The sequence below is a fragment of the Candidatus Symbiobacter mobilis CR genome, assembly GCF_000477435.1.
Classification (GTDB): Bacteria; Pseudomonadota; Gammaproteobacteria; order Burkholderiales; family Burkholderiaceae_C; genus Rhodoferax; species Rhodoferax mobilis.
The window spans coordinates 1152032-1178975 of sequence record NC_022576.1; the positions used below are offsets into that span (position 1 = coordinate 1152032).

The 26944-nt window shown below is 60.6% G+C and carries 18 protein-coding genes, 1 tRNA gene and 1 pseudogene; 13 read left to right on the top strand and 7 right to left on the bottom strand.

The window, feature by feature from the left end; all coding sequences use genetic code 11:
* Position 1: 1 nt before the first annotated feature.
* From pmbA to CENROD_RS04800, 4 genes are all read right to left on the bottom strand, one after another.
* On the bottom strand, positions 2-1420 hold the full coding sequence (gene pmbA / locus CENROD_RS04785; protein WP_022771980.1) for a metalloprotease PmbA: 1419 nt from the start codon (positions 1418-1420) through the stop codon (positions 2-4).
* A 103-nt stretch (positions 1421-1523) separates the two neighbouring features.
* Positions 1524-4013 carry an EAL domain-containing protein gene (locus CENROD_RS04790; protein WP_051360301.1) on the bottom strand — a complete coding sequence of 830 codons (2490 nt, stop codon included), beginning with the start codon at positions 4011-4013 and terminating at the stop codon, positions 1524-1526.
* Between the two features lie 356 nt (positions 4014-4369).
* A complete protein-coding gene (locus tag CENROD_RS04795) occupies positions 4370-6745 on the bottom strand; it encodes a PAS domain-containing hybrid sensor histidine kinase/response regulator (RefSeq protein WP_022771982.1) in 2376 nt (791 codons plus the stop codon).
* Between the two features lie 30 nt (positions 6746-6775).
* A complete protein-coding gene (locus tag CENROD_RS04800; protein WP_022771983.1) occupies positions 6776-8086 on the bottom strand; it encodes a cyclic di-GMP phosphodiesterase in 1311 nt (436 codons plus the stop codon).
* 273 nt (positions 8087-8359) lie between these two features.
* On the opposite strand from CENROD_RS04800, the gene CENROD_RS04805 reads away from it, so the two are divergent.
* Positions 8360-11266 (top strand): PAS domain S-box protein, encoded by a 2907-nt coding sequence (locus CENROD_RS04805; protein ID WP_022771985.1) that lies wholly within the window; start codon positions 8360-8362, stop codon positions 11264-11266.
* A gap of 95 nt (positions 11267-11361) precedes the next feature.
* Positions 11362-11451 (top strand) — tRNA-Ser (locus CENROD_RS04810).
* 80 nt (positions 11452-11531) lie between these two features.
* Here the strand turns inward: CENROD_RS04810 and CENROD_RS04815 are convergent.
* On the bottom strand, positions 11532-13520 hold the full coding sequence (locus CENROD_RS04815) for a monovalent cation:proton antiporter family protein (protein ID WP_022771986.1): 1989 nt from the start codon (positions 13518-13520) through the stop codon (positions 11532-11534).
* A gap of 164 nt (positions 13521-13684) precedes the next feature.
* On the opposite strand from CENROD_RS04815, the gene CENROD_RS04820 reads away from it, so the two are divergent.
* From CENROD_RS04820 to CENROD_RS04835, 4 genes are read left to right on the top strand one after another with little or no spacing between them, the layout of a single operon-like run.
* The gene (locus CENROD_RS04820; RefSeq protein ID WP_022771987.1) at positions 13685-14689 is read left to right on the top strand and encodes a KpsF/GutQ family sugar-phosphate isomerase; all 1005 of its coding nucleotides are present in this window, start codon (positions 13685-13687) and stop codon (positions 14687-14689) included.
* A gap of 27 nt (positions 14690-14716) precedes the next feature.
* Positions 14717-15265 carry a KdsC family phosphatase gene (locus CENROD_RS04825; RefSeq protein ID WP_022771988.1) on the top strand — a complete coding sequence of 183 codons (549 nt, stop codon included), beginning with the start codon at positions 14717-14719 and terminating at the stop codon, positions 15263-15265.
* A complete protein-coding gene (gene lptC / locus CENROD_RS04830) occupies positions 15262-15915 on the top strand; it encodes an LPS export ABC transporter periplasmic protein LptC (protein WP_022771989.1) in 654 nt (217 codons plus the stop codon). Before CENROD_RS04825 ends, lptC begins: the two co-directional genes overlap by 4 nt.
* A complete protein-coding gene (locus tag CENROD_RS04835) occupies positions 15912-16853 on the top strand; it encodes an SDR family oxidoreductase (protein WP_022771990.1) in 942 nt (313 codons plus the stop codon). Before lptC ends, CENROD_RS04835 begins: the two co-directional genes overlap by 4 nt.
* 79 nt (positions 16854-16932) lie before the next feature.
* Here the strand turns inward: CENROD_RS04835 and CENROD_RS04840 are convergent.
* Positions 16933-17346: pseudogene (locus CENROD_RS04840) on the bottom strand (RNA recognition motif domain-containing protein); the annotation flags it as partial.
* Positions 17347-17782: 436 nt separating this feature from the next.
* Here CENROD_RS04840 and CENROD_RS04845 point away from each other — a divergent pair.
* The 7 genes from CENROD_RS04845 to CENROD_RS04875 all read left to right on the top strand — a co-directional run bounded on the left by CENROD_RS04845 (position 17783) and on the right by CENROD_RS04875 (position 26011).
* Complete coding sequence (locus CENROD_RS04845) at positions 17783-18358, top strand: GspH/FimT family pseudopilin (RefSeq protein ID WP_022771992.1); 576 nt, start codon at positions 17783-17785, stop codon at positions 18356-18358.
* 14 nt (positions 18359-18372) lie between these two features.
* Entirely contained in the window at positions 18373-18936 is a 564-nt protein-coding gene (gene pilV / locus CENROD_RS04850) for a type IV pilus modification protein PilV (RefSeq protein WP_022771993.1), read from the top strand.
* A 27-nt stretch (positions 18937-18963) separates the two neighbouring features.
* Positions 18964-19977, top strand: a complete 1014-nt coding sequence (locus CENROD_RS04855) for a PilW family protein (RefSeq protein WP_022771994.1) — start codon at positions 18964-18966, stop codon at positions 19975-19977.
* A gap of 10 nt (positions 19978-19987) precedes the next feature.
* A complete protein-coding gene (locus CENROD_RS04860) occupies positions 19988-20635 on the top strand; it encodes a pilus assembly PilX family protein (RefSeq protein ID WP_022771995.1) in 648 nt (215 codons plus the stop codon).
* Between the two features lie 52 nt (positions 20636-20687).
* Entirely contained in the window at positions 20688-24467 is a 3780-nt protein-coding gene (locus CENROD_RS04865) for a pilus assembly protein (RefSeq protein ID WP_022771996.1), read from the top strand.
* A 152-nt stretch (positions 24468-24619) separates the two neighbouring features.
* Positions 24620-25114, top strand: a complete 495-nt coding sequence (locus CENROD_RS14485) for a type IV pilin protein (protein WP_022771997.1) — start codon at positions 24620-24622, stop codon at positions 25112-25114.
* A gap of 15 nt (positions 25115-25129) precedes the next feature.
* The gene (locus tag CENROD_RS04875) at positions 25130-26011 is read left to right on the top strand and encodes a methylglyoxal synthase (RefSeq protein ID WP_022771998.1); all 882 of its coding nucleotides are present in this window, start codon (positions 25130-25132) and stop codon (positions 26009-26011) included.
* A gap of 4 nt (positions 26012-26015) precedes the next feature.
* Here CENROD_RS04875 and CENROD_RS04880 read toward each other — a convergent pair whose 3' ends face one another.
* On the bottom strand, positions 26016-26804 hold the full coding sequence (locus CENROD_RS04880; RefSeq protein WP_022771999.1) for a methyltransferase domain-containing protein: 789 nt from the start codon (positions 26802-26804) through the stop codon (positions 26016-26018).
* Between the last annotated feature and the right edge of the window lie 140 nt (positions 26805-26944).

Sequence of the window (26944 nt, forward strand, 5' to 3'; positions counted from 1 at the left end):
GTCAAGCGCCGGCAACCTTCATGCTACGCAGCAAGATCGACCCCGTCGTCTTGGCACCCAGGGTATAGGCATCGGCGCCAACCGCGACAAGCTCTTGGTACATCGTGCGCAGGTTGCCTGCAATGGTGACTTCGTGTACCGGGAAGGCGATGCGCCCCCGCTCCACCCAGTATCCGCAAGCCCCGCGTGAGTAGTCGCCGGTGACGGGGTTCACGCCACTGCCCAGCAATTCGGTGACGAACAGCCCCGTACCCAAACGTTCCAGCATCGCTTCGAGCGAGTCACCGGGCGTGGTGTTGCGCGAATACAGGCGCAGATTGTGCGAGCCGCCAGCGTTGCCCGTCGTTCGCATACCCAACTTGCGTGCCGAATACGAGCCAAGAAAGTACCCCTGTACCGTTCCGGCTTCGACGACGTTGCGAGGCTGCACGCGCACGCCTTCGGCATCGAAGGGGACACTGCCCCGTCCACGGGGAAGGAAAGGGTCTTCAGCAATGTCGATGTGTTCCGGAAAAACCCGCTGCCCCAACGCATCGAGCAAAAAACTGCTACGGCGGTACAACGCACCGCCGCTGACTGCCTGCACGAAGTGACCGATCAGCCCCACCGCCACAGGGGCTTCAAACAACACGGGGCATTCAGTGGTCGCCAGCTTGCGCGCCCCGAGCCGCCCCAATGCACGCTCTGCGGCACGCCGTCCAATGGACTCGGGCGATTCCAGGTCGAGCGGATGACGACGGGTACAAGACCACCCATCGCGCTGCATCGCATCGTCTGCACCGGCAATGACCCCGACAAACACGGAGTGCATTGAGCTGGCATATCCTCCCCGGAAACCGTGGGTATGTGCATGAAAAAACTGTGACTGCCCTATCGCAACGCTCCCCCCTTCACTGTTGGTGATGCGTGGATCCAGCTCCAGCGCGGCGCGTTCTGCATGCAATGCCAATTCCGTAGCGTCCGTAGTCGACATCAACCACGGAAAAAACAGTTCCAGATCGCCGCGCTGCTGTGCAGGAAGCACCACATCCGCCAGATCAGGCAAAGCCGCGCAAGGGTCTTCGGCAGTGAATCGGGCAATATCGAAGGCTGCCTGCACCGTTCTGGCAATGGCCGCAGCCGCCAAATCCGTGGTGCTGGCATGGCCGCTGCGGTGCCCTACGTAAACCGTCACCCCCAACGATTTGTCCCGGCTGCGCTCCACGCTTTCCAGCTCGGTATTGCGCACCGAGACCTCCAGCCCACAGCTCTCGCTCGCGTAGGCGGATGCATCGCTGCATCCCAAACGAGCTGCGTGATCCAGCGCAAAATCGACGGCACCCTCCAGGGCGGCACGGTCGTAGACAAAGCCCGATGCGCCGTCGAGAACAGGATCGGAAGCCGGAGGATGGGCAGAAATGGGGGTTTGGGAAGAATGCATAGGCAAAGATCATACCGACCCGCATCCATGGTCTGGAATCGGCACAGGCCACTGCGAGGGTTTATTCCTGGGGCATTGCCGGGAATGTCTTGGGTTGTACTCCCTAGGGCAGCGGGCGACCCACCCCGAGGATCAGATCCCACGACGAAGGCGGCAGCGCCGGGCTGACCAGCCAGCCTTGGAGGTAATCACAGCCCTTCGCGGCGAGGAACACACGCTGCTCCTCGGTCTCCACCCCTTCGGCGAGCGTGGCCATCCCCAGGTTGCGCCCCAGTTGCAAGATAGCGTCGATGATGCACTCGTCGTCCGGGTCTGTACCGATATCGCGAACGAAGCATTGATCAATCTTGAGTTTGTGAAAACCCATGCGGCGCAGGTAAGCCATCGACGAATACCCCGTTCCGAAATCGTCGATCGCAAAACGCACCCCCATATCGGCCAAGGCATGCATGGTTTTCTGCACCGCACGTTCGTCCCCCATCATCAAGGACTCCGTCACTTCCAGCTCCAACAAGAAGGGTGGCAATGTGTGCTCCTCCAGCACAGCGCGCACGGTAGACAAAAAACTGGGCTGCCGAAACTGCACCGGCGAGACATTGACCGAAACGACGATCTCCCTGCCCAAGTCGAGCCACTTTCTCGCCTGCCCTGCAGCCTGCCGCAGCACCCATTCCCCGATGCGAACAATTTGCGAAGCACTCTCTGCGACGGTGATGAATTCCGAGGGAGGTACCTGCCCCAGTTGCGGATGCGTCCACCGTAGCAAGGCCTCCGCACCAATCACTTCACGATTGGTGATCCGCACAATGGGTTGGTAATGCACCTGGAACTGCTCCCGTTCCAGCGCCAGCGCCAAGGCGTTGGAAATGGTCAAAGTGCGTGCGGAACGCTCCTGCATCGCGGTAGTGAAGAACCGGTAGCCATTGCGTCCCTCGGACTTGGCCTGGTACATCGCCGCATCCGCTCTACGCAGCAGCGCATCGACGTCCGTTCCGTCACGGGGGTACACAACGATGCCCAAGGACACGCTGATGCTGATTTCATGCGAGCCAACCCGAAAACTCGGCTGCATCGAGTCGAGCACCCGCTGCGCCGCCACGGCTGCCCCGGCAGCATCAATGCCCGGCAACACCAGCAGGAATTCATCGCCTCCCATCCGTCCCGCAATGTCGGCCTCGCGTCGGCTTTTGCCCAACCGCTGGGAGAGTTGCGTCAATAGCCGATCCCCAACGTCGTGCCCCAAGGTATCGACGATGGTGCGGAAATGATCCACATCCAGGTACAGCACCGTCACCTGTTTGCCTTCACGGTGCGCAGCCATCGTCGCCTGCTGCAAGAGCTGGCGAACGTAGGCGCGGTTGGGCAGCCCCGTCAATCCATCGAACCGCGCCAGATGTTGGAACTGCGCTTGCGCGTTGACCCGCTCGGTAATGTCGCGAGACAGGATGATGACGTTGGGCAACCCTCCATCCTGCAGCACCTTGCGCGCTGCGGATAGCTCGAACCAGTGCGTTCCCCCGGCCACTTCAAGCTCGATCACATCCCCATCGCAACGCCCACGGTCAATGGCGGCTCCGATGGTTTTGTGTACGGTCGCCGCAGCCTGTACGGGCAAGACATCGTCGATAGTGCTGCCAAGCAGTTTTCCCTTCGGAGCAGCAAGAAGTTCCTCCCTGCTGGCATGGACGTGCAGGTATCGCCCACGGTGATCGACCTCGAACAGCAAATCGGGGATCGCCTGCAACGTAGCCTCCAATTGCTGATGGGACAGACGCAAGTCGGCCACTGCCTGCCGTACACGACGGCGCAGCCACCATACCCCCGTTGCCAACATGGACCCGATGAACAATGACCCCGCCAACGCTATAAGGATGATGCGGGAATGGGGGCGCTGGGTGGCACGCATCCCCCAGCGATTCATGATCTGAAAGTACACCGACGCATCGTCGCGTATCCACTGTTCCAAGCGGTCGTCGATGGCACGCAGCACTGCGGCATGTCGGCCACGAGGCACGGCAAAGTAGAGCCGCGCGGGCTGGAACAGCACGGGCGTGGCTACCAAGCCATATTCGTGCGCGGTGTATTCGCCAAAGTGGTGGCCGACCGCAGCTACCTCGGCCTGCCCGGATGCAACCTTTTCAAAGGCCTCCCGCAAAGACTGCACCTCGATCATCTGTGCGTGGACGTTGAAGCTCGACAACAAATCACCGAGCGCAGCAGCCTGCACTCCCTGAGACAGCACGACGATGCGCTTGTCAGCCAGATCAAGCAGCGAATCGACGCGCACGCTGGGGTGGCGGTACAACTGCGACCAACTATGCATTGCGGGGACACGGTGGAAGTCGAATCGCGCCACCCGTTCCTCGGTGACGGCAACGTCGGGCATCAGATCGAGCGCGCCGGCTTCGACTCTCTCCAAGCATTCCTCCCACGCACAGCGCTCGAAGACCAGCGTCCACCCTTCGACCTTGGCAATCTCTTGGAGCAGCTCAATGAAGCTGCCGCTAGGGCGACCATAGTCGTCAGTGAAAACCTTGGGCGGGTTCTCGTACAAGCCCACCCGCAACGGAGCTGCCCAGACGGAAGTACCCATGCCGGCACACAGTGCCCAAGCACAGCACGCCCACCATGTTCTCCAGGAAGCACCCATCGTTGTCACCCCTTTGCAGACACTCCGACAGCGAATGCGCCGTACCCCTACATGCCCGGAAATAACTGCCATGACTGTACGCAGACGCCCTGCATTATGAAAGTCATGGCAGTGTCCCTCACCCCCTAACCCCTCTCTCGCTGGGCGAGGGAAGCTTCGAGAAGTCGCTTCGCGACTTTCCCATGAACGACGCTGGGGCGGTGTTGCATAAGTCCTACTTCCGATACCGTACCCAGCCAGGAACGGGGCTGGGCTGAGGGCACAACACGCACCGCCCCTGAGGCTTGCTTCGGCGACCGTCAGGGCACCACAGTCCCGGCCCGGCCCGTGTGCTGGAGCAGTAGCTCCACCACGGCGTCGGGGTGGAAGGGCTTGCCCACGTGGTCGTTCATGCCTGCTGCAAGACACTGTTCCCGGTCTGCGGCAGAGGCATTCGCGGTCATGGCGATGATCGGAATTTCGGACTGACCCAACTCTTGGCGAATCGCTCGGGCTGCGGCCAAGCCGTCCATCACCGGCATCTGCATGTCCATCAGCACCACATCGAAAGGCTCGCTGTTCAACGACCTTGCCACCGCCGCCACGCCCGCTGCGCCGTCGTCGGCCAGCTCGACCAGCGCCCCTTCCCGCGAGAGCAGTTCGCCAGCCACTTGTTGGTTGACGAGGTTGTCCTCGACGACAAGCAGTCGCATCCCCGTCAATCTGCCTCGGTTGGTCGTGCGGATGCGGCCCGGAAGGATGTGGGCATCCTGCCCGGAAGAATGCGCAACGGCCTCACACAACATGGATGCCGTGATCGGTTTGACGAGGTATGCATGCAAGGCTGCGCGCTGCGCTGCATCGCAGCGCATCAGAGCATGGTGGTCGTACGCCGTCACCATCACGACCAGCGATTCTTTGGCTGGTTCGGTGTTGTCCTTTCTCCATACCTCGCGAATTTTGGCGATGGTCTCCCATCCATCCATGCCCGGCATATCCCAGTCGATGAAGATAGCGTGGTAAGGAGGTTTGCTGCGGCGTGCCCGACGGTTCGACAAATCGACGGCCATGGCGCCGCTGTGCGCGCATTCCACATGCCACCCCAGCGATTGGGCCATCGATCCCAATAGTTCGAGCGCGACGGGGTTGTCATCAACGACAAGCACATCCAACACGGCTGTCGCATCAAGCGCGAGCACCTGGTGCGAGGCCGGTTTCGCCAGGGGAAGATCGATCTCGAAAAAGAAAGCGCTGCCCGCTGCGGGAACGCTTTCGCAGCGCAATGTCCCGCCCATGAGCGCGACGAGCCGCCTACTGATCGACAAGCCAAGCCCGGTACCCCCGAAACGGCGCGTGGTGGTCGTCTCGGCCTGCGTAAAGTCTTCAAAGATGCGTTCCAGATGTTCCGGGGCAATGCCGATACCGCTGTCCTGCACGCAAAAACTTAACGTACAGACTGTTTCGGACATAGATACCGGCCGCACGCGCAGGATGACCTGCCCGGTATGCGTGAACTTGATCGCGTTGTTGCCCAAATTGGTCAATACCTGCCGTAGGCGCAACACATCCCCGACAAGGTGGTGTGGGGTAGTGGAAGCCACGTCAAACAACACATCCACCGACTTGGTTCCCAGCGTGGCGGCCAGGACGACAGAGATTTCGCGCAGCAAGGCGTCCAGGTCGAAAGGCTGCTGGTCGAGCACCATCTTGCCTGCATCGATCTTGGAAAAATCGAGGATGTCGTTGAGCAGCCCCAGCAGGGAATGCGCGGCAATGTCTGCCTTGCGAACGTAGTCGAGCTGTCGCCGACTGAGGTCCGTATCCTGCAGCAATTCGAGCATGCCCAACACGGCATTCATCGGCGTGCGAATCTCGTGGCTCATATTGGCCAGAAACCGGCCCTTGCTTTCCAGTGCGCACTCTGCCTCGTCCCGCGCCTTTTGCAAGGCAGCTTCGTTGCGTTTGATCTCGGTCATGTCCCGAAAAAAGAACACCCTGCCTATGGTCTGCTCCCTGCTGCGCACCGGGTGGGAGAAGGTTTCGACGATCCGGCCATCGGCCAGAAGCAGTGTTTCCTGGGCGTCCCCGACGGGGTCGATGCCATGCATCACGACCTGATGGAGCGTGGTGCAACGCGCTGTAGAGCCTGGTGCTGCACGAAGCTGGTTTTCGATCCACGCGACGATGCCACGGTCGTTATGCTCATCCAGCAAGGTTTGCGGCAACGACCACAACGCAGAAAAGCGCCGGTTGATGTTCATGATCGCGCCGTGGGTGTCGGTCAACAACACCGCGTCTGCGGTCGATTCCAGCGTGGCTGCGAAATGCAACCCGACATCTGCCAGCACGATCCCCGGCTTTTGCGGTCCACGCGCCGGGCGCGAACGCAGCACGTAGTACGCAGGATCGAGATCACTGCGCCGGGCCAGCTTGCGAATATCGAACTCCGTGCCGTCTTTGCGGCGGTAACTACCCGAGGCCTCCAGAGGGGTTTGGCTGGTCGCCATTTCCTCCCAGAAAAAATGGTCGGACAACGCGGTTTCGATATCGCTGATGTGCTTGCCAAGCAATTCCCCGGTGGGATAGCCAAGCTGCGCATGGGAACCCGGGCTGGCTGCAACGATATGGAGACTGTGCGCATCGAGCAAAAAAAGCATCTCGCTCGATGCCTCCAAGAGCATGGCATCGGTATGCATGGCGGCAGTCTCCCTGTCAGTGTTAGGTGGTCAGTGGTCTGCGCTCGCTTCACCAGCAGCGTCTGCACCGAAAAAAAGGGCCATCCGCCTGCGCGGGTTGAGGTAAGAGCAGATATTGGGGGGGAGATGCTGAGGATGGATCGACTTGACGATGTTGATTGACGTTTCGGTTTCGAGGTTGAGGACGGGAGCCTCATCTCGGGGAACATACTCGCTGTACAGCATGACCCACGGTCGCAAGGGCTTTTGGGGGTTGACGGACGTCACCACCCCTACCGCATGATTGGAAAGCAAGAGTAGCGAACCAGGCGGATGCACCCCTAGGCTGCGGATCAGCGTATGGAGGATCTGGGCGTCAAACTTCTTGCGGTATTGCACAAACAGATGGGAGAGTGCCTCGTGCGGGGTCATACCGATCGTCGCATCGACAGGGTTGCAGAGCTTGTCGTAGTGGTTTACCAAGCTGACAAGCTTGGCTGCAGGAGTCATGCGGGCGCCATCAAGCCCCAGGGGGTACCCGCTTCCGTCGACAAATTCATGGTGCTGCGCGACCACAGACGATGCCAGCTCCGATAGGCCGACATTCCGCGCGAAATCCACCCCCAGGGCGACGTGTGTTTGCTGCAAATGCCGCTCAGCGGTCGTGGCGTCATTCGGCGATTTTTTGGCGACACGGTCGGGAATGTCGACGAAACCCACGTCATGCAACATGGCTCCCACGCCCAGTTCTCGCACGTCTTCGGGCGAGAAACGCAGTTCCCGTGCGACCATCATCGCCAGGATCGTGACGTTGAGGCTATGAAAGTACACATCCTCCCCCCCCACCTTTTCGCCAAGGACATGCAGTGTGACGTTGGGGATTTGCAAAAAAGTGTCCGTCATCTCGACGACCAAGGCGCGTGTTTCCTCGACCGTCTGGCGTGGCTGGGTGCGCATGCTGCGCTGCAAATTCTTGAGCACCCCTACGGTTTTGGAAAAAGCCAACTCGACTTGATCGACGCTCTGCAGGTACTGCCGAACCGCCGGGGGGCGCTGCGGCTGTTCCGGGGTGCCGGTGGCATGGCGGGTGCTGTGCGGGGAGGAAGCCTCTGCCGCCGATGCTGGCGGCAAGGGTGTCTCGGCGGGGGGATCGGTACGCTGGGGATCGAAGCGATACCGTTGCAACCCCAGCGCCTTAAGCTCCCGCAACTGCTCCCGCGTTTGAATCTTGAAGCTACTAAGGGGGAAGGAATGCCGGAACCAGGCGATGTCCAGGATGACGAACACACCGATACGCAACTCTTCCGCAGTGAGATAGTGCGGCTGGGTGTCCTCGGAAAGTTCGGAAGCAGAAGATGCCATGGCTCAACCAGTTGCCGCAATAGGTGGCAGCGGTGTTTGCACAGCCAAAAACGGTCGGCTGCGCAAGGGCATTCTAGGAGCCTGACGGGATGCTCACACATACCGCCAACGCATGGATTCGCTGTGCCATATCTATGGAATGGAGTCTTCTTATTTGCCTATGGGGCACTCTCTACAATGGCCATTCTTGGCTGTCGGCACAGGGAGATCAGGGTTGGGGTAGCACGACGGCTGTAGGTTGCAGCGGGGGGAATACTCTGCTCGAAGGGCGTCATGGAGTCCACTACACAAAATAGCGAACGTTTGTTGCGCCTCAAGCAGCGAGCCAAGGCGGTGCTCGATCAGGCAGACGCCGGGCGTATTGCGGGCATGCCCGACAACGTCGAAGCACTCCAATTGCTCGAAGATCTGCGCATTTACCAGATCGAGCTGGAACTACAAAACGACGAACTGCGTGCTGCGCAGCAAGACGCGGAAGTTTTGCGTGGCCGTTACCACAGCCTGTTTGCCCGGCTCCCGATCCCTGCCATCGTCATCGATACCAACGGCATCGTCGATGATGCCAACGAGCTGGCGGACAAACTTCTCGGCGTGCTAGGGCCCAACGTTGGCCTGGACGTGCGGCTCTGGAAGAGGCTCGGCAATGGCGAACGGGGGCGCCTGCACCGTGTAGTGCGCGATGTGCTACCCGGGCAAACGGCTTCCGTCCCCAAGGTAGTCTTCGTCACGATTGATGGGCAAGAGCGGGTATTCGACGTCTCGCTGATGTGCCTGTCGATCGACTACAAGCTCGACCGCAGGGTTCTGCTGACCCTCGTGGACCAAACCGCAGAAATCGCCCGGGAGCAGGATCGTCTGTTCTACGAACTGCTGCTGGATTCCAGCGACAGCAGCATCTACGCGGCGGACAAGCACGGCCAAATGCTCTTGGCGAACCAGTCTTGTCTACACATGTGGGGCTTGCCCCGGGAAGCAGTCGTCGGCCACAAGCGCGAAGAATTCTTGCCGCTGCGAGATGCCATCCTCCACAACGAGACCGACCACAAAGTCCTCTCCAGTGGCGAAGTGCTGACGTTGGAAGAGCAGACTTTCGCTGCCACCCAACGCGGCGAGCTGGATTTGTTCACCCGCAAGTTCCCGCTTCGCGACCGTTCCGGGACGATCTACGGCGTGGCCGGAATCTCTACGGACATCACCGTGCTCAAAGACCAGCAGCGGCAGGCGCTGTTGAGCGAGGCGGTATTCATGGGCGCGCAGGAATCGATCGTCGTGACCGACCCGCAGACGCGCATCATCCGCGTCAACCCGGCTTTCGTGAAACAGACGGGTTTTTCGCTGGAAACCGTGCGGGGACACAAAACCAACGTGCTCAAGTCTGGCCAGCAGTCGCGCGAGTTCTACCAAACGATGTGGCAGTCCCTCAACACCGTGGATCACTGGTCGGGGGAAATCCAGAACCGGCGGGCCAATGGCTCGCTGTACATCGTCTGGGCCAACATTTCCGCCATGCACGACGAAGACGGCAAGCTGCTGCATTACGTCGGCATCAGCCTCGACATCACCGAGCACCACCGTGCGCGCAAAGAGCTGCAACGCATCGAAACCCTGCTGCGTGCCGCCATTGACACGGTCGACGAAGCCTTCGTGCTCTTCGACGCGCAAGACCGTTTCGTGTTTTGCAACGACAAATACCGCGAGCTGTATGCGACATCAGCAGACTTGTTCGTTCCCGGCGCCGATTTCGAATCGATCGTGCGGGAAGGAGTGCGTCGCGGCCAGTACAAGGATGCTGTCGGGCGAGAAGAAGAATGGCTGGATCAACGCTTCGCGGTTCACCGTGGCGACGGCGAAAAAATGGAAGTCGAACTCGACACCGGGCGCATCCTGCGGGTCATCGAGCGCAAGATGCCCGATGGACACACGGCAGGGTTCCGGGTAGACATCACCGACCTGGTTCACGCCACGCAGGATGCCCAGGCTGCGAACGTTGCCAAGAGCCGATTTCTCGCGACGATGAGCCACGAGATCCGCACCCCCATGAATGGCATTCTGGGGATTGCCCAGTTGCTCATGGCGCCCGAGGTCACTGAAGACACGCGGCGTCACTACGCCAGGACGATCCTCGCGTCGGGGCAGACTTTGCTGACGCTACTCAACGACGTGCTCGACCTGGCCAAGATCGAGGCCGGCAAGCTCCAATTCGACACCATCGTTTTCGACCCCCACGCGCTACTGCAAGAAGTGTGCATGCTCTTTAGCGGCGCCGCAGACGCCAAGCATCTGCAATTGCACGGTGTGTGGAATGGCTCTGCTGGCCGACGTTTCCAGGGAGATTCCTACCGGCTTCGCCAAATGATTTCTAACCTGCTTGGTAACGCCATCAAGTTTTCCCACCAGGGCCAAGTGCGCGTGGAATGCCATGTCGTCGACGAAAGCGAGGACGTTGCGTTGCTCGAATGGGCGGTGACAGACACCGGCATTGGCATTGCGCCGGAGAAACTCGATCTCCTTTTTCAGCCATTCACGCAAACCGATAGCTCGACGACGCGCGAATACGGTGGCTCCGGATTGGGGCTATCGATCGTCGAACACCTTGCCCGGCTCATGGGGGGGGAAGTCGGTGTGGAAAGCGAAGTGGGCAAGGGGTCGCGGTTCTGGTTCCGCGTGCCCGTTCGCGCACTGCCCAATGGAGGGGAAACCCGCAACGTCAACCCGGAAGCCCCCGTGCAACTGCGCGGAGACATCGCGGAAATCCCCTTGCCCAAAGCACGCATCCTGGTAGCAGAAGACAACCCAGTCAATTGCCTTGTGATCGTATCGATGCTGCAAGCCATGGGTATGCAGGTCGATGTCGTGGCGGATGGCCAGCAGGCCGTCGACGTTTTTCAGCACGCCAAACAGGATAGTGACTTACCCGACCTCGTCCTGATGGACGTGCAAATGCCCGTGATGGACGGATGCACTGCGGTGGAGTGGATTCGTGCGTGGGAAGCGACGACTGGCAAATCGCGCACCGCCATCCTCGCCCTCACCGCCGATGCTTTCGAAGAAGATCGTCGGCGTTGCCTGGCAGTGGGCATGGACGACTTCCTCACCAAGCCCGTTGCAGTGGGCGTCCTCAAGGAATCCCTGCGCAAATGGTTGGCTGCCTTGCCCAGGATTCCGCACGACGACCAGTAGTCCCGTGGGGACATCGCGGCTGCCGTCGCTCCTACAACGAGAACGGACGCGTTGTGCCGCTCCCTACAATGCCCCATTCCAGTGCAAAACGGTATGGAAGCGTGCCAGAGCGGTCTAATGGACTGGTCTTGAAAACCAGCGGCGTCGCAAGGCGCCCGTGAGTTCGAATCTCACCGCTTCCGCCAGCAGTGATCGCAGTAGCAGTAGCACACAGGCTACGCCATCACCCCACTGGCACCCCACTATTCCCCACTGCCGCTGCGCTCTACCCTGGCCCGGAGCGCGCCACCAGCCTGCGCTCGGCTTCTTCCAACGCAGGCCCCTTGCCTGACAGCAGCAGGATATCCCCCTCGAAAAGACTCGTGGCATCCGCCGGGGACAACACCTGTCCCGTCTTGCGCCGCAGGCTCACAAGCTGCACGTGCAGCTCCGACAAATGCAGGGCATCGACCGTCCTGCCCAGGCAGCGCGCCCCCAGGGGCAGGCGCACGCTGTGCAAACGTTCCTGCTGCATGTCATCGCCATCCGGGGCGTCGTCCGCACCGCGAAAGTAGCCGCGCAACAGGGCATAGCGGGCATCGCGCTGCTCCTGCGTCCTACGGATCACGCGCCGCATCGGAACTCCCACCAGCGCGAGCGCATGGCTGGCCAGCATCAACGACCCTTCAATCGCCTCCGGCACGACTTCGGTTGCGCCGGAACGCTGCAACAGCTCCAAATCGTGGTCATCCTGCGTCCGCACGACGACAGGGACGTGCGGGGCATGTTCGCGAATGTGCCCCAACACCCGGATCACGCTAGGTGTGTTGAGGTAGGTGACGACGACGGCGGAAGCACGCGCCAGCCCCGCAGCCATCAACGCTTGCAGCCGTGCAGCGTCGCCGAAGACGACGGTATCCCCCGCAGCGGCAGCCAGCCGCACCCTGTCGGGGTCGAGATCAAGCGCGACATAGGCAATATGTTCTTCTTCCAGCATCCGCGCCAGGTTCTGCCCGCAACGCCCGTATCCACAAATGATGACGTGCTTGCGCACCTTCATCGACTGCCGGGCAATGCTCGTCATCTGCACGGATTCCATCAGCCACTCGTTTGCCGCGATAGCCATGACGATGTCCCCACTGCGCAAGACGATCAGCGGGGTCGCCAGCATCGACAACACCATCGCCGCCAGGACGGGGTTGAAGAGTTCCGCCGGAATGATCCCATGCGAGTGCGTCAGCAGCACAAACCCAAACTCCCCCGCTTGCGCCAGATACAACCCGGTTCGCAACGCCGATCCCGGCGTGGCCCCCAACAGCCGCGCCACCCCGACAACCACGGCAGCCTTGAATACGAAAAGCAGGCCCAGCAGCACGAGCACCACGGGCCAGCGTTCCAGCACCAGCCGCCAATCGAGCAACATCCCGATGCCGATGAAAAACAGACCCAATAACACGTCGTGAAAAGGACGGATGTCGGTTTCGACCTGCTGTTTGAACTGGGTCTCGGAAATGAGCATCCCCGCAATAAAAGCCCCCAGCGCCATACTCAGCCCTGCAAGCTCGGTCAGCCACGCCAGCCCCAGTGTGACGAGCAGAATGTTCAGAACGAACAGTTCCTCGCTCTTCCTGCGCGCAACGAGCGTCAGCCACCATCGCATCACGGCAGGCCCGCCAACCAGCAGCAACACCACCAACACAGTAGCCTTGCACACCGCCCATAGCAGGGTGGCGAACATATCCCCCGCCGGCCCACCCAACGCGGGAATCAGCACCAGCAGGGGAACCACCGCCAAATCCTGAAACAGCAGCACGCCCATCACGCGCTTGCCGTACTCCGACTCCAACTCCAGCCGCTCACTCATCAACTTGACGACGATAGCCGTGCTACTCATGGCCAAAGCGCTTGCCAGCACGAAGGCTGCCCGAGCGTCGATCCCCAATCCGACTGCCCACCCCAATACAAGCGCCACACCAGTGCCCAACAACACGGTGGCGACGACTTGCAGCAGCCCCAGCCCCAACACATGCTTGCGCATGGCACGCAGCTTGTGGGGGTGGAATTCCAGCCCGATGACAAACATCAGAAAGACCACGCCGAATTCGCCCAAATGCGCCACGCCCTGCGCATCGCGCGCCACGGCCATCGCATGTGGGCCGATGCATACCCCGACCGCCAAATACCCCAACATCGGCGGCAGCTTCAGGCTGCGGCACACCACCACCCCCAGCACGGCGGCCAAGAGATACAACAATGTCAATTCCAAGGAACCCATGCGGACTACTTTACTAGGACTTACGCAAAATTGTCCCGGCTAGGCCTCCCCACGCAGACAGTACAAAAAGACAGTGCGACAAGGGGATATAACGACGCTGGGGTGGTTTTGCGTACATCCCATTTCCCTTGGGACACTTTTCGGCCCACTCCTACAATTTCTCCATGTCTAGCGATGCCCCCCGCGCCCCGATTTCGCCCGACGATTCGCGCATCCTCACCTTGGCACGGCAGGCGCTGGATATCGAAGCCCAGGCTGTGCTCGGCATCCGTGATCGGCTCGACGAACGTTTTGCCCATGTCGTCCAAGCCATTCTGCACACGCCAGGTCGGCTTGTGGTCATGGGCGTGGGCAAGAGCGGGCACATCGGCAGGAAGATCGTCGCCACGCTCGCTTCCACTGGCACCCCGTCCCTATTCGTCCACCCTACGGAAGCCATCCACGGGGACTTAGGGATGATCCAGGCGCAGGATGCAGTGCTCGCCATGTCTTACAGCGGCGAGTCCGACGAAATCCTGGCCATCCTCCCCCCCCTACAGCGCATGGGGGTCTTGCGTATCGCAATGACCTCGCGGCTCCAGTCTTCCCTGGCGCAGTGTTGCGACCACGTGCTCGATTGCAGCGTCGCGCAGGAAGCCTGCCCACTGAACTTGGCACCCACCGCCAGCACCGTTGCCCAGCTTGCCCTGGGGGATGCACTGGCCGTGGCATTGCTTGATGCGCGGGGGTTCCGGGCCGAAGACTTTGCCCGATCCCACCCCGGGGGAACACTCGGGCGCAAGCTCCTCACCCACGTGCGGGATGTGATGCGCACCGGCACGGCCATCCCCCGCGTAGGCATGGATGCCACCTTTGCCGAACTGGTACAGGAAATGAGCGCCAAAGGGCTGGGCTGCAGCGCCATCGTCAATGCACAGGATCGCGTACAAGGTATCTTCACCGATGGCGACCTGCGCCGATGGATCGAACAAGGCATCGACCTGCGCACCCGCATTGCGCAAGAGGTGATGCACCCCAAGCCCTGGACACTAGGCCCTGATGCCTTGGCCGTCGATGCCGTTGCACTGATGGAAGAACGCGCCATCACCAGCGTGCTGGTAGTCGATGATCAGGGATGCCTGTGCGGCGCTCTCAATAGCAACGATCTGCTCCGCGCCAAGGTCATCTGACCAGCGCTCTCACTACCCTCCATCGCCATGACTACCCCTGTCCTCTCCTTCTCCCCGGAATTGCTGCTGCGCGCCCAAGGGGTACGCCTGCTGATCCTCGACGTCGATGGCGTCATGACCGATGCAGGGCTGTATTTCGGCGCGGGGGGCGAGGTGCTCAAGCGCTTCCATGCCCACGACGGCCTGGGCTTGCGGCTGCTGGCTGGGGTAGGCATCCACGTTGCCGTCATCACTGGCCTGGATTCGGAACCGGTACGGGCAAGGCTGCGTGCGCTGGGCATCGAACATGCCCACTATGGGCAGGTGCAAAAACTTCCCGCCGCCCTCTCGGTGTTGCAGGTCGTCGGCGCGACGTGGGAACAAACCGCCGTGATGGGCGACGACTGGCATGAATTGCCGTTGATGCAGCGTTGCGCCCTCTCCTGCGCGCCCCCCAACGCCCACCCCGAAGTGCTTGCCGCCGTGCACTACACCACCCGCCGTCGAGGTGGGGAAGGCGCCGTGCGCGAATGCTGCGACTTGCTGTTGACCGCAGGCGGCCACTACGCCCGCCTACTGCACGACGCCACGGCATGACTGGTTCGCCGCCTCCCCCGTGGATGCTGCGCGTACTCTCCCGACTTACGCTGTATTCCCCGGTGCTGCTGATGGGAACGTTAGCCTCGTTCTCGTATTGGCTCGTGCATACCTCGGCTGCGCCGACTACACCGGCTGCAAGCGAGGCCGCGTCCCCGCATGACGACTATTTCCTCCACGGCTTTTCGCTGCGTACCTACACCCCAGCAGGGCGATTGCGCAGCGAAATCGTCGGCGCACATGCCAAGCATTACCCCGACTCCGGCACGCTCGACATCGAAGGGGTACGCATCCGTTCCTTCGACGCGGCAGGCCACCCCAGCATCGCCAGCGCCAACCGTGCCCTGACAGATGCCGACGCGACGGAAGTGCGTCTCGTCGGCAACGCGCACATCCTGCAGGCTGCTGCCTCTGCTGCCTCTGCTGCCTCCAGCGGTCGCAAACATCCTGCCATGGAATTTCGGGGGGAGTTCCTGCACATCTTCACGACGACACGCCGGGTCATTTCCGACCGGCCCATAGCACTGAGGCATGGTGCCCACCGTTTCACTGCGGATCGTCTAGACATGGATGACCGCACCCAGGCCGTCGTGCTCGACGGCCATGTTCGCGCCACGCTGATGGCTCGCGCCACTCCCCACTCCCCATGAGTTCGAGTTCCCTGGTGCTGATCACCGGAGCGACCAGTGGCATCGGCGAAGCCTTGGCGCATCGCTACGCCACGCTGGGCCACCGTCTGGCACTGGTTGCACGGCGGGAGGATGCGCTGCAAACCGTGCTCAGCGCCCTGCCCACTCATCCTGCCGGCCACTGTGCCTACGCTGCCGACGTGCGTAACGCACCAGATATGGCCCAGGTCGCCCAGCGCTGCATCGAACGCCAGGGGCTGCCCGATATCGTCATTGCGAATGCAGGCATCAGCGCGGGGGTCGATACCGCAGAGGCAGACGATTTGCTCATCCTGCGCAACATCATCGAAACGAATGTGCTGGGCATTGCGCACACCTTTTCCCCCTTCCTTGCCGCGATGCGTGCCCGCGCAAGCGGGGTGCTGGTGGGCATTTCCAGCGTAGCGGGGATTCGTGGCCTGCCCGGCCACGGGGCGTATTGCGCCAGCAAGGCTGCGGCCATTACCTACTGCGAGAGCCTACGGGGGGAGCTGCGAGGAACAGGTGTCTCGGTCGTGACGATCTGCCCAGGATACGTGCGCACCCCGCTCACCGAGCACAACGGGTTCCATATGCCCTTCCTGATGTCGGCGCAAGCCTTCGCTGCCCAGGCAGTGCCCTGCATCGCAGCCAGAAAGAGCTACCAGGTCATCCCATGGCCCATGGCGATCATCGCCCGAATCCTGCACATCCTGCCGAATGCGGTATTTGATCGATTGGCACAGCGGCTGCCTGCAAGCCACGTGCCCGGCTTGGCGGGCCACCAGGGTAACCAATGCCTCCGTTCCCGTTGTAGGAGCGACGGAAGTCGCGAGGGTTGCACACGGCAAAAAAAAGCGTGCATCCTCTGCGCTCCTAGTACGCACCAAAAAAAACGGCCCACAAGGGGCCGTTTGTATTACGTCGATGAGCGCGGATGAACGCGGGTTTAGCGTGGCATTAGCGTGACTGCATCGTGAATCAATCGTACATTGATCGTGGTCTGACAGGAAATCAATACCCGCCGCCGCGCCCGCCGCCGTAGCCTCCCCGGCTACCGCCACCACCACCACCGCCGGATCGCCCGCCGCCGTAGCTTCCGCCACCGCCGCCACCACCATAACTGCCACCGCCGCCGCCACCACCACCGCTATAGCCCCCCCCACCACTACGGGGAGGACGCGGTTCAAGGGGACGGGCCTCATTGACCACCAGACCACGGCCACCCACTTGCTGGCCGTTCATCGCATTGATGGCGGTTTGCGCCTCGGCGTCCGTGCCCATTTCGACGAAGCCAAAGCCTTTGGATCGACCGGTATCGCGCTCCATCATGACTTTCGCGCTAGTGACGGAACCATGCGCAGAAAACGCCTGGTGCAAATCTTCGTCACGATAAGAATAGGGCAGATTGCCCACGTACAACTTGTTGCCCATAAAGAGGCCCCTTCCAAATAACTTCCCAATAAGACTGTGCAAAAACTGCACAAACACAGCGCGGGACGACGCGGAGGAAGAAGCCCTACACAAGGCCACTGCACTACCGACAGCCCGGAGAGGACGCAGCATTGAACGCCACGACCCATGTATCCACCTTTCCAGGCAACACGGCGCAGATGATACGCGAAGAACACGCAGTTTTCTCCGCTTTTTCTGTAGCCTGTTTGGTTCTTTGGCGTTGTCCATGTTGCAGGAGCGACGGAAGTCGCAAGACAGCGCCGTTTGCACACTCCCCGTGCCCCCATTCCCCTGCATTGATGCTCTCCATTCCCACCCACTACAGCAAAAAGTCGGTTTGATTACATTCCTCTCACGGAGAAAGCCCCGATGGGGGATACGTTGCGTTTGCTCCCGTCCCATAATGCCAAGCATCATGAGCAACATCCTGCACAGCCAGCATCGTGGTTTTACCTTGATCGAATTGATGGTGGTATTGGCCATCGTGGCTATTCTGTCCACCATTGCAGCCCCCTCGCTGCGTTCCATCATCCAGACAGGTGCCATTGCTTCGGGAGTCAATACCTTCCTGGCCGATCTGCGGTTTGCGCGCAGTGAGGCGCTTCGGCGGGGTGGGGGGGTCGTTATGTGCCGCAGTGATGCCCCCTTGGCGACCAGCCCGGCATGCAATACGGGCTCCGGTCCTGGTGGCAATGGATGGGTCAGCGGCTGGATCGTTTATTACGACGCGGACAGTCTAAACGGCCGATCCTCTTCCGACCCTATCCTGCGTAGACAAGAACCGTTGACTTCCTTAGATTCGATTGGCGGATCTTCGACCACCTCGATTGTTTTTACGGCCACTGGCCGGTTACGCAGTCTCAGTGGTGGAACGCTCTCCCTTCAATTCGGAGGCCCCAAATTTCCGATTCCCACCAGACGAATGGTCTGCGTCAGTGTCGGCGGCAGGGGCCGCGTTGCCGGTGATGGGTATGCTAGTTGCGCCTCCTAATGTGTACCTTAGCCATGTCTACCCTACCGTTTCCCCTCCCACACTGTCTGCGCCAAAGTGGTGCTTCGCTGATCGAAGTGCTGGTCACCGTTCTGGTGTTGTCCTTTGGTTTGCTGTCGCTCGGCAGCATGCTTGCGGTATCGGTGCAATTGCCGAAGATAGCTGGGTTGCGTGCCACGGCTTCGGTATTGGCGTCCGGCCATATTGAGCGGATGCGCGCCAATATCCCGGCCTTCATCGCGGGCAATTACAACGAGGAATTGACGTACAACGGAATGCGCAAGGGTCTTTCCAAACCCTCCAGCGACTGCGTGTACCCCAACTGCACCCCTGCGCTGCTCGCCACGCTGGACAGGAATTACACAAACTGGAAGCTCGATAGCGAACTGCCCGCCGGGGGTATGCGCGTGGAACGCGATACCTCTGCCGGAGTGACAGACGGGAATTTGTGGATCATCTGGAACGAGCCCCAAACTTTTGCCGCGATCAACCCCAGCAGCTCGGATCAATGCCCATCGCAAGTCGCCTCGTTCGAAGACCCCAAACCGCGTTGCCTGTACGTGCGTTTTCGGCTTTGAGTGTTTCGCTCTGCTCTCCCTGCAACCATGAACCTGTTCCCTTGCTCCCCTGCACCTAGCGCTCGCCAACGCGGGTTGTCCCTGATCGAAATGATGGTTTCGATGGCGCTGGGGCTGGTGCTCATCGTCGCAACGTTGGCAACCTACATGGGTTCGGCAACGACGGCACGCATGGCCGACGCCCAGGCGTTGATGAACGAGGATGCCAACGCCGTGCTGGCCATCCTGAGCCAACACCTGCGCATGGCGGGCAACAACCCCAAACAATCCAACCGTACCCTGGCGTGCCCTCGCAACCCCATTTACGCTCCGGGGGTCGTCCAGCCCACCGTCGTCGATGTCTGCGCGGTTGTCGGCACGCACACCTTCATCGTGCGCGGCTGCGATGGCAGGTTCAGCAATCTTGGGACGGCTACCGACCTCGACGCGCTAACCTGCCCATCCGGCACGACCACCTTGCCGGATTCGATTGCCGTCAGCTACGAGGCCGATACGTTCAATACGGAAGTCACGGGGGCTGGACGCCCCACCGACTGCCTAGGCCAATCTATACCCACCATGACTGCGCAAGTCACAGGAGTGGTCGGGACGCAGCAAACCACACTCACCCCCAACTTTTACCTTGCCGACAACCGGTTCTACATCGGCACGTCCACAAACATTCTTGCCCCCAGCCTGTATTGCCTGGGTAACGGCAACACAGTTCCTCAACCCTTGGTAGAGAACGTCGAAGACTTGCAGTTCAGCTACGGAACCGACATCGCCACGAACACCGGCACCCTGGCAGTTGCGGGGTATTTGGATGCGGCGGAAGTCCTTACGGCCACGGGCCTTTCCGGGCTGCCTAGCGATTCCGCCCGCTGGCAAAAGGTGTCCACAGTGCGCATCTGCGTCGTGATGCGAAGCGAAAACCCTGTGCTCGACAACCTGGATTCGGCCCGGTATGTTCGCTGCGACGGCACCTTGGAAAACAACCCGCCCGATTTGCGCTTGCGGCGTGCGTACTCCACCACCGTGGTGTTACGCAACCGCGTCATCTAGGGGGTACGCCATGCTTGGAACCTATCCTGCAAAACCACTGCAACGCGGCGTGGTGCTGATTGCAGCGTTGATCGTGCTGATGGTCGTCTCGATGCTGGCCACGTTTTCGATACGCAATTCCGCATCGACCGAATCTGCTTCCGGCGCGGTACGCACCAACAACCTGGCTGCGCAGGCTGCGGAGATTGGGCTGCGGTTTTGTGAAGATGTGGTCACGATGGCGTACGGCCAAACACCTACTCTCCCTCCTTCGCTCACCACAACCCCTACCGTCTTCGTCAATCCCAGTAGCCCCATGTGGCAAAGCCTGACGTTTTGGGATGCACACGACGCACTAACCAAGGGGGTATTTGCAGTCCCTGGGACCATCGTCAACCAAAGTGCTTTAGGCAGCACCTACCAACGCGCCCCGGAATGCATCATCGAAGCCGTTCCCGTGCAATTGTCGACAGGTCAGGCAGCCAACAACAGTACATCGTTCCTCATCACTGCCCGGGGCTTTGGCCCAGAAGTCGTAGGAGTTGCCACCGGTGCAAACCGTCGCCCCCAGGGATCGGAAGTCTGGCTGCAATCAACTTTCGAGCTTGGTGTCTCGATCACCGGCGGTGGCGGAGGAGGCGGGGGCAACGATGGAGATGGCGGCGACATGATCCGCTGACTGTTCCCTGCAGTACCCGGTGCTCAGGTTTTGTGACGACAAGGAGATTCCCATGCGCAACGCACTCATTGCATCGCTGCTGTCCTGGTTTTTGTGCCTGGGCAGCGCTGTCGCGGACATGGCGCAAACCCCGCTGCTGACCCAAAGCTCCGCCGCAGAGCCAAATCTCGTCTTCGTCTTCGACGACTCGGGTTCGATGGCTTCAAGCTACATGTACCAGTACGGTACCTCTTACAGCGGATATGGCATGGCTTCTCCGGGGGGCAACTACGCACCCAAATCGCCAGATGTCAACCTGATGTACTACGACCCGCGCATCCGATACAAGTTGCGGATCAATGCCAACGGTTCAGAGATGGACCCTGCATCCCCCGATGCCGTGACCTCATTCAGTGTGTACTTCTACAAGCCCGGCGTCGAAACCCTGCAAGTCGATAGCGTCAGTGTCACCAACGGTGGCAAAAAGTACCCGACCAGCGGGGTCACCATGTCCTTCTCCGCCCCTCCTTCCGGTGGTGTACGGGCCGAAGGCACCGTCACTGTCAACAGCAACAAACAAATCACAGCCATCAATGTCACCAACCATGGGTCTGGCTATGTCGCTGTCCCTACCATAACCTTGGCCAACAAGGGTAGCGGTTCCGGGTTCAAGTACAAAGTCATCATGGGAGTCGATCCCGCGTCGACAGTAGTCAACCGCAAATGGGATGGAACGGGTACCCCCAGTGCCCTCGCGGACTATTTCACTTCCGGCACCCCGGCAGGGTATCTCCCCGATGAAGCAAGCCCCTTGGCGCCGGGAGCCACCTCGATCCGCTACCCAAACACTGCTTCCAGCTCCGTCACCCAATACCCCAAATTCGCCGCCCGTACCGACTGTGCAGGCAATGTTTGCACGTGGGAAGAAGAAAAGCAAAACTACGCCAACTGGAAGCTGTACCACTCCACCCGTGTAGAACTGGCCCGCACGGGGATCGGCCTCGCATTCCAACCGTTGACATCAACGTTCCGCCTGGGGTGGGGCACCATCAACTGGTTGGAAAGCAAAAAAGTACTCCACGCAGGCGTGAGTCTGTTCACTACGGAACGCAAGCAGGCTTTCTACGACTGGCTCTATGGTTCTAGTACCAACGCTACTGGGGATACGCCCAACCGCCTGGCAATGCACTACGTAGGGCGATATTTCAGCAGATCGGATAGCAACGGCCCTTGGGGGTCGATGCCCGATTTTGAGTCGACCAGTACAGACCCCAGCACCACGGGGGGAACCGAACCCAAGAGCGACCATGCAACATGTCGACGCTCCAATATGTTGCTGATGACCGATGGATACTGGAACGGTGCTGCGCCCAATCCCACCCTTGGCAACGTCGACAAAACCACAGGCCCCTCGATTACTAGCGTCACGGGATCGACCTACCAATACACCCCCGCCTATCCTTACAAAGACGAAACAAGCAACACGCTTGCCGACGTGGCGATGAAGTATTGGGTCAACGACCTGCGCACGGATCTGACCAACAATATCCCCGCAATCAGCGGGATCAACGAGGCATTCTGGCAAAACGTGTCGTTTTATGGTATTGGTCTGGGCATTTATGGAACATTGCCCCAAACCCAGGCCACCCTGGCCAGCCTTGCCAGCGGTGACATCCTGTGGCCTGTGGCTACTGCGGACAGCCCCAGCGCGATTGACGACATGTGGCACGCCGCAATCAATTCGCGCGGGCAGTTCCTCAATGCTGCGGACTCCGATAGCCTCTCGGAAGCCATCGAAAAAATGATGACCGCGATCAACAAGCTCAGCTCGTCGCAGTCCGGCGTGGCGGTTTCCACGGCCAATCTGGTCGACGGCACGCGCAAATACACGCCGCAGTACACGACGGGGTCCTGGGTAGGCAACGTCACGGCGCGGAATCTCAACCCTGTGACGGGCAATGAGGTCAGCACTGCATGGCAAGTCGAATCCGTAGACGCCGTCTCCGGCGACCCCCTGAGCACCTTGCCCGACCCCAACGACCGCAATATCGTCGTGGGAACCGGTTCAACCACCTCTCCCAAAGCCGTCGAATTCAAGCTGGCAGCCATGACGACCGCTGGGCTGACCAGCAGAATGACAGGCACTGTGGATGCTGCGCTCATCGACTATTTGCGTGGGAGTGCAGCAGAAGAAGGGGACTTTGGCCGCTTCCGTACCCGCGAAGCCCGATTGGGCGATATCGTCAATTCCAGCCCGATGCTCGTCAAAAAAGGCGTGGATTTGCAGTACGACAAGCTCCCGAGCGGGGTGCCGGGCGCTAGTTCCTACCGCGAATTCGTCCTTGGGAACTCGACGAACCTGGAAGGGGTGCTCTTCGTCGGCGCGAACGACGGGATGCTGCATGCGTTCCGCGACGGCACGACATCGACCCCAGACGATGCTGGCACGGAAATTTTTGCCTATGTGCCCTATGCCGTGCTGCCCCAGCTTCACTTGTTGGCTGACAAGGCGTATGCGCACCGCTATTACGTAGACGGCCCGCTGATGGAAACCGCCAGCTACGATGGAACGCAGTGGCGCAACCTCCTGCTGGGAACCTCTGGCGCAGGCCCCAAATCCATCTTTGCGCTGAATGTCACCGATCCCTTGGCCATGACTGCCGACAGCGTGCTCTGGGAAATCACCCCGGCCCGCACGGGGTTTGCGCAACTGGGGCACATCCTCACCGACCTCCAGGCTGGGCTGCTACCAAGCGGTGACTGGGTTGCCATCTTTGGCAATGGGTACATGAGCGCCAATGGCTCGGCGCGGCTGTATGTCGTCAACCTCAACACCGGGGCACTCCTCAAGGAAATCGTCGCAGAAAACGGCCCTGGCAATGGGCTGGGTGGCGTTCGGATCGTTCGCAACAACTACCAGCAGGTGGTCGGCGCTTATGCGGGCGACCTCAAAGGGAATCTCTGGAAATTCGACCTCAGTGGCCCTGCCGCCTCCGACTGGAAGCTGGGGTTCGAAGGGCAACCCTTGTTGGCTGTAGGGAACACCAAACCGATCACTGCCGCACCTGCCGTCCTCCTCCGCCCCAACCCCTATACCCCCAATGAAGCCCCCACGACGGGGTACCTCGTCGTGGTTGGCACCGGAAAATTCTTCGAGACCAGCGACATCTCGACGACTGACCAACAAACTGCCTATGGCATTTGGGACAGCCAGCCTTTCGGGAGCGCAGTGGCTTCGACAGGCATTCCGCAGACTGGTACGGGCAATTTGGTGCAGCAGACCATTTCGGAGGCGCAAACCCTAAGCCGCACTGTCGTCAACAGCGATTTGTCGACTTCGGTGCAGGATGTGACCTATTACTCTGTCTCGCGCAATGCAGTGAACTGGGCCACCAAACGGGGGTGGTACATTGATCTGCCCCACACCGGCGAGCGCGTGGTGTATCCGCTGGAAGGCTTGCTGGGCCGTTATATCGCCGTCGATGCCATTTCCCCCAGCAATGTTTCCTCCAACGTCTGCGCGCAAAGCGGCCAGGGAACGGGCTACGTCTACATCATCGACGGGCTGACCGGCGCCGGTCCCGGTGAGCAGGTGCTTGATACCAACGGGGACGGGACGATCAACTCCGAAGACGCAATGGTCAGCGGGTTCACTGCCCGGGCGGACGGACGCAACACCTGGCTCAAGGTCAATGCGTTGAGCGACGCCACCCAAACCGTCTACACCGGCATCACCGGCGGCGATGGTTCCGGGATCACCGTCAAGCTGAGCTGCACACTGATGGGCAACTGCCAGCCCGCGCCCATTACCGGGGTTCGTTCCCGCGAGTGGAGGCAGTTGTTCATGCGATAACTGCCATGACTTTGCACAGACCCCCCTCACCCCCTGCCCCTCTCCCATTGGGCGAGGGGAGTTTCGTGAAGCCGCTTCGCGACTGGCACACGAAACTGCCACGCTGCGTCACCGAGAATGCCAGCCTTGTTGCACCACATACTCTGTACACCATGACTCGTCTTATGCCTAACCACCTTGGTGCTGCCCGGCCCGCACAGGCACGGCGCGACTATGGTTTCACCCTGGTCGAAATCATGATCGTCGTCGTGATCATCGGCATCCTCGCGGCCATTGCAGCACCTGCGTATACCAGCCACATCGCCAAAAGTCGGCGCGCAGACGCACGGGTGCAATTGCTGCAAGTAGCGCAATTCATGGAGCGGTTTTATTCCGCCAATGACCGCTACGACCAAGATCGCGGAGGCAACGGTGTCTTCAGCCAGATCCCCGACAAACTCAAGCGCGCCCCGGCGGAAGGCGAGCAGATGTATGCGCTCGTCACGCTCGATTCTTCCAACGTCAACGCGAGCAGCTACACCCTGACCATGCAGCCCGTCAGCGGATCGCCCATGGGATCTGACCCTTGCGGATCGTTCACGATCAACCAGGAAGGCATGAAGGGTGTCGTGGGGGCCACGCTCTCCCGCGACGAGTGCTGGAAGTAAGGAAGGAATTTTTCTGTGCAATACGGACTCGTTGCGCACCGGCTGCATCGCATCGGCCAGGATTGCGCTTTGTTGCAATGGGCACGGCTATGCGAACCTGGGCTGCGCGAACTCGGTCTCCATTTCCACGCCACGGGTGGAGCACACGATGTGCTGGTCGTCAACGGCCTACTGCGTGACCAACTCGTCTCCGTAGGCTATGGTCGCGACGGTGGGCTGATGCGCTTGGTGTCACGCATCGCCGGGGGGGTGGAACCTGGTACTGTGCTGGATGGCGTGGTATTTTTCATCGACCCGGTCAACCCTACGTCGATGTATCCAGAAACCCTTGCGCTCAAGCGCCAGTGCATCATCCACGCCAAGCCCTTCGTCGCCACCCTGGCTGGCGCAATCGAATGGATCGCCGTCGAGTTGATCCTGGCTGGGAAAGCTGATGCACTCTTTCCCCAGGCGCGTGCATGCTGGGAGCTTGAAGCGCAAACCATGGCCTTGGTTGCGCACGATGCGCTCAAGAACGAGATGCTTGCCTTTGCCGGGGACCATTTCGACACGCTCTCGCGCTTTGCCAGCCGTGTCGCCACCGGGACGACAGGGCGCAAGCTCAACGCGATGGCGTGGTCACGCGGATGGGACAGTTCGCGCCCCTGGGTAACGTGCTACCAAAGCGGCCCTCTCGGTGGGGACGCGCAGATTGCGGAGCGCGTGCTCGACTTGCAGTGCCAAAAAGTGATCTTCTTCGAAGACCCCCACGTGGCCCGACAGCACGAAGCGGACATCCAATTGCTGGAACGATCCGTCTACAGCACAGCCCACGCCACCACGTGCATCAACACGCCCGCCATGGCACGGCGCTGGGCCACTGCGGCGGCGGCGCTGGCGGCGCAACGCTCCCGCTAAGGTTTCACTCCTTGGTCGCAACAATGACCTGAAAATTGCCAAAAAAAGCCAGGTGCCGTTCGCACGTAACCCCGGGCATGGCTTCGAGTAGCGTGACGGGGTCGTGCGTATCCCACAAGGCCAAGCCATACGGCTCGAACACCTTGAAGTACACCCAGCTCAAGGCCCGCAGCAACCATGGCCCAGGGCGATGGAATTCCGCCAGGAAGAGCTTGCCCCCCGGCGCCAACACCCGAATGGCCTCTCGAACCACGTCCTCCTTATAGGCATGGGGCAGCTCGTGTAGCAGGAAAAACATGACGTTGGCACTGACCGAACCGTCTTGCAGCCGCATCGATACCGCGTTGTCACGCATCGGCTCGATGTACTCGCGATAGTCGGCCAGCTTGCGCATGGCGTGATCCAGCTCGTTCTGGATGATGTCGGCCACCAGCACCTTGGAAGCCCCAGCCTGCGCTGCAGCGCGCACGACACGGGGCATCACGTTGCCAAAAGCACAGGACGTGATCAATACCCGCCGACCATGCAAGTCAATGTGCTGCATCCCCTGCGTGATGATCGACACCAGTCTGCTGTACTGGAACAGCAAAATCGCCGCAATGATCGGCTGGCAATCGACCAACCGGATCAGCCGCATATCCGAGTACAGGGGGTACACATGCGCATCCTCGCCGCGCAACCGCCCCAACGCACCGCGAACCAGCAAGGCGCCCCGGGTCGCCGAGAAGAAAAACAGCCCCACAGCCGCCAAGGTTCCCAACAACAGCGCCACGCCGTACGACAACAGTGTCAACTTGCCTCTCCTATGCAATCCACAGCACCACTACCCGGACGTCGCCACCCTGCCGCACACGGCACGCACGCCCCGTGAAACCCCGGTAAACGGGAGCCTGGCAGTGTATCAATGGGGGGAATTCCGCGCAAAAACCCGCC

What these genes read in the sequence shown, in the direction of transcription:
- CENROD_RS04820 (WP_022771987.1), top strand. Translation starts at nt 13,685, where the DNA reads ATGTCTAGCGATGCCCCCCGCGCCCCGATTTCGCCCGACGATTCGCGC.
- CENROD_RS04860 (WP_022771995.1), top strand. Translation starts at nt 19,988, where the DNA reads ATGCTTGGAACCTATCCTGCAAAACCACTGCAACGCGGCGTGGTGCTG.
- CENROD_RS04795 (WP_022771982.1), bottom strand. Translation starts at nt 6,745, where the DNA reads ATGCATACCGATGCCATGCTCTTGGAGGCATCGAGCGAGATGCTTTTT.
- CENROD_RS04855 (WP_022771994.1), top strand. Translation starts at nt 18,964, where the DNA reads ATGAACCTGTTCCCTTGCTCCCCTGCACCTAGCGCTCGCCAACGCGGG.
- CENROD_RS04865 (WP_022771996.1), top strand. Translation starts at nt 20,688, where the DNA reads ATGCGCAACGCACTCATTGCATCGCTGCTGTCCTGGTTTTTGTGCCTG.
- lptC (WP_022771989.1), top strand. Translation starts at nt 15,262, where the DNA reads ATGACTGGTTCGCCGCCTCCCCCGTGGATGCTGCGCGTACTCTCCCGA.
- CENROD_RS04815 (WP_022771986.1), bottom strand. Translation starts at nt 13,520, where the DNA reads ATGGGTTCCTTGGAATTGACATTGTTGTATCTCTTGGCCGCCGTGCTG.
- CENROD_RS04845 (WP_022771992.1), top strand. Translation starts at nt 17,783, where the DNA reads ATGAGCAACATCCTGCACAGCCAGCATCGTGGTTTTACCTTGATCGAA.
- CENROD_RS04835 (WP_022771990.1), top strand. Translation starts at nt 15,912, where the DNA reads ATGAGTTCGAGTTCCCTGGTGCTGATCACCGGAGCGACCAGTGGCATC.
- pilV (WP_022771993.1), top strand. Translation starts at nt 18,373, where the DNA reads ATGTCTACCCTACCGTTTCCCCTCCCACACTGTCTGCGCCAAAGTGGT.
- CENROD_RS14485 (WP_022771997.1), top strand. Translation starts at nt 24,620, where the DNA reads ATGACTCGTCTTATGCCTAACCACCTTGGTGCTGCCCGGCCCGCACAG.
- pmbA (WP_022771980.1), bottom strand. Translation starts at nt 1,420, where the DNA reads ATGCATTCTTCCCAAACCCCCATTTCTGCCCATCCTCCGGCTTCCGAT.
- CENROD_RS04790 (WP_051360301.1), bottom strand. Translation starts at nt 4,013, where the DNA reads ATGGGTACTTCCGTCTGGGCAGCTCCGTTGCGGGTGGGCTTGTACGAG.
- CENROD_RS04805 (WP_022771985.1), top strand. Translation starts at nt 8,360, where the DNA reads ATGGAGTCCACTACACAAAATAGCGAACGTTTGTTGCGCCTCAAGCAG.
- CENROD_RS04825 (WP_022771988.1), top strand. Translation starts at nt 14,717, where the DNA reads ATGACTACCCCTGTCCTCTCCTTCTCCCCGGAATTGCTGCTGCGCGCC.
- CENROD_RS04800 (WP_022771983.1), bottom strand. Translation starts at nt 8,086, where the DNA reads ATGGCATCTTCTGCTTCCGAACTTTCCGAGGACACCCAGCCGCACTAT.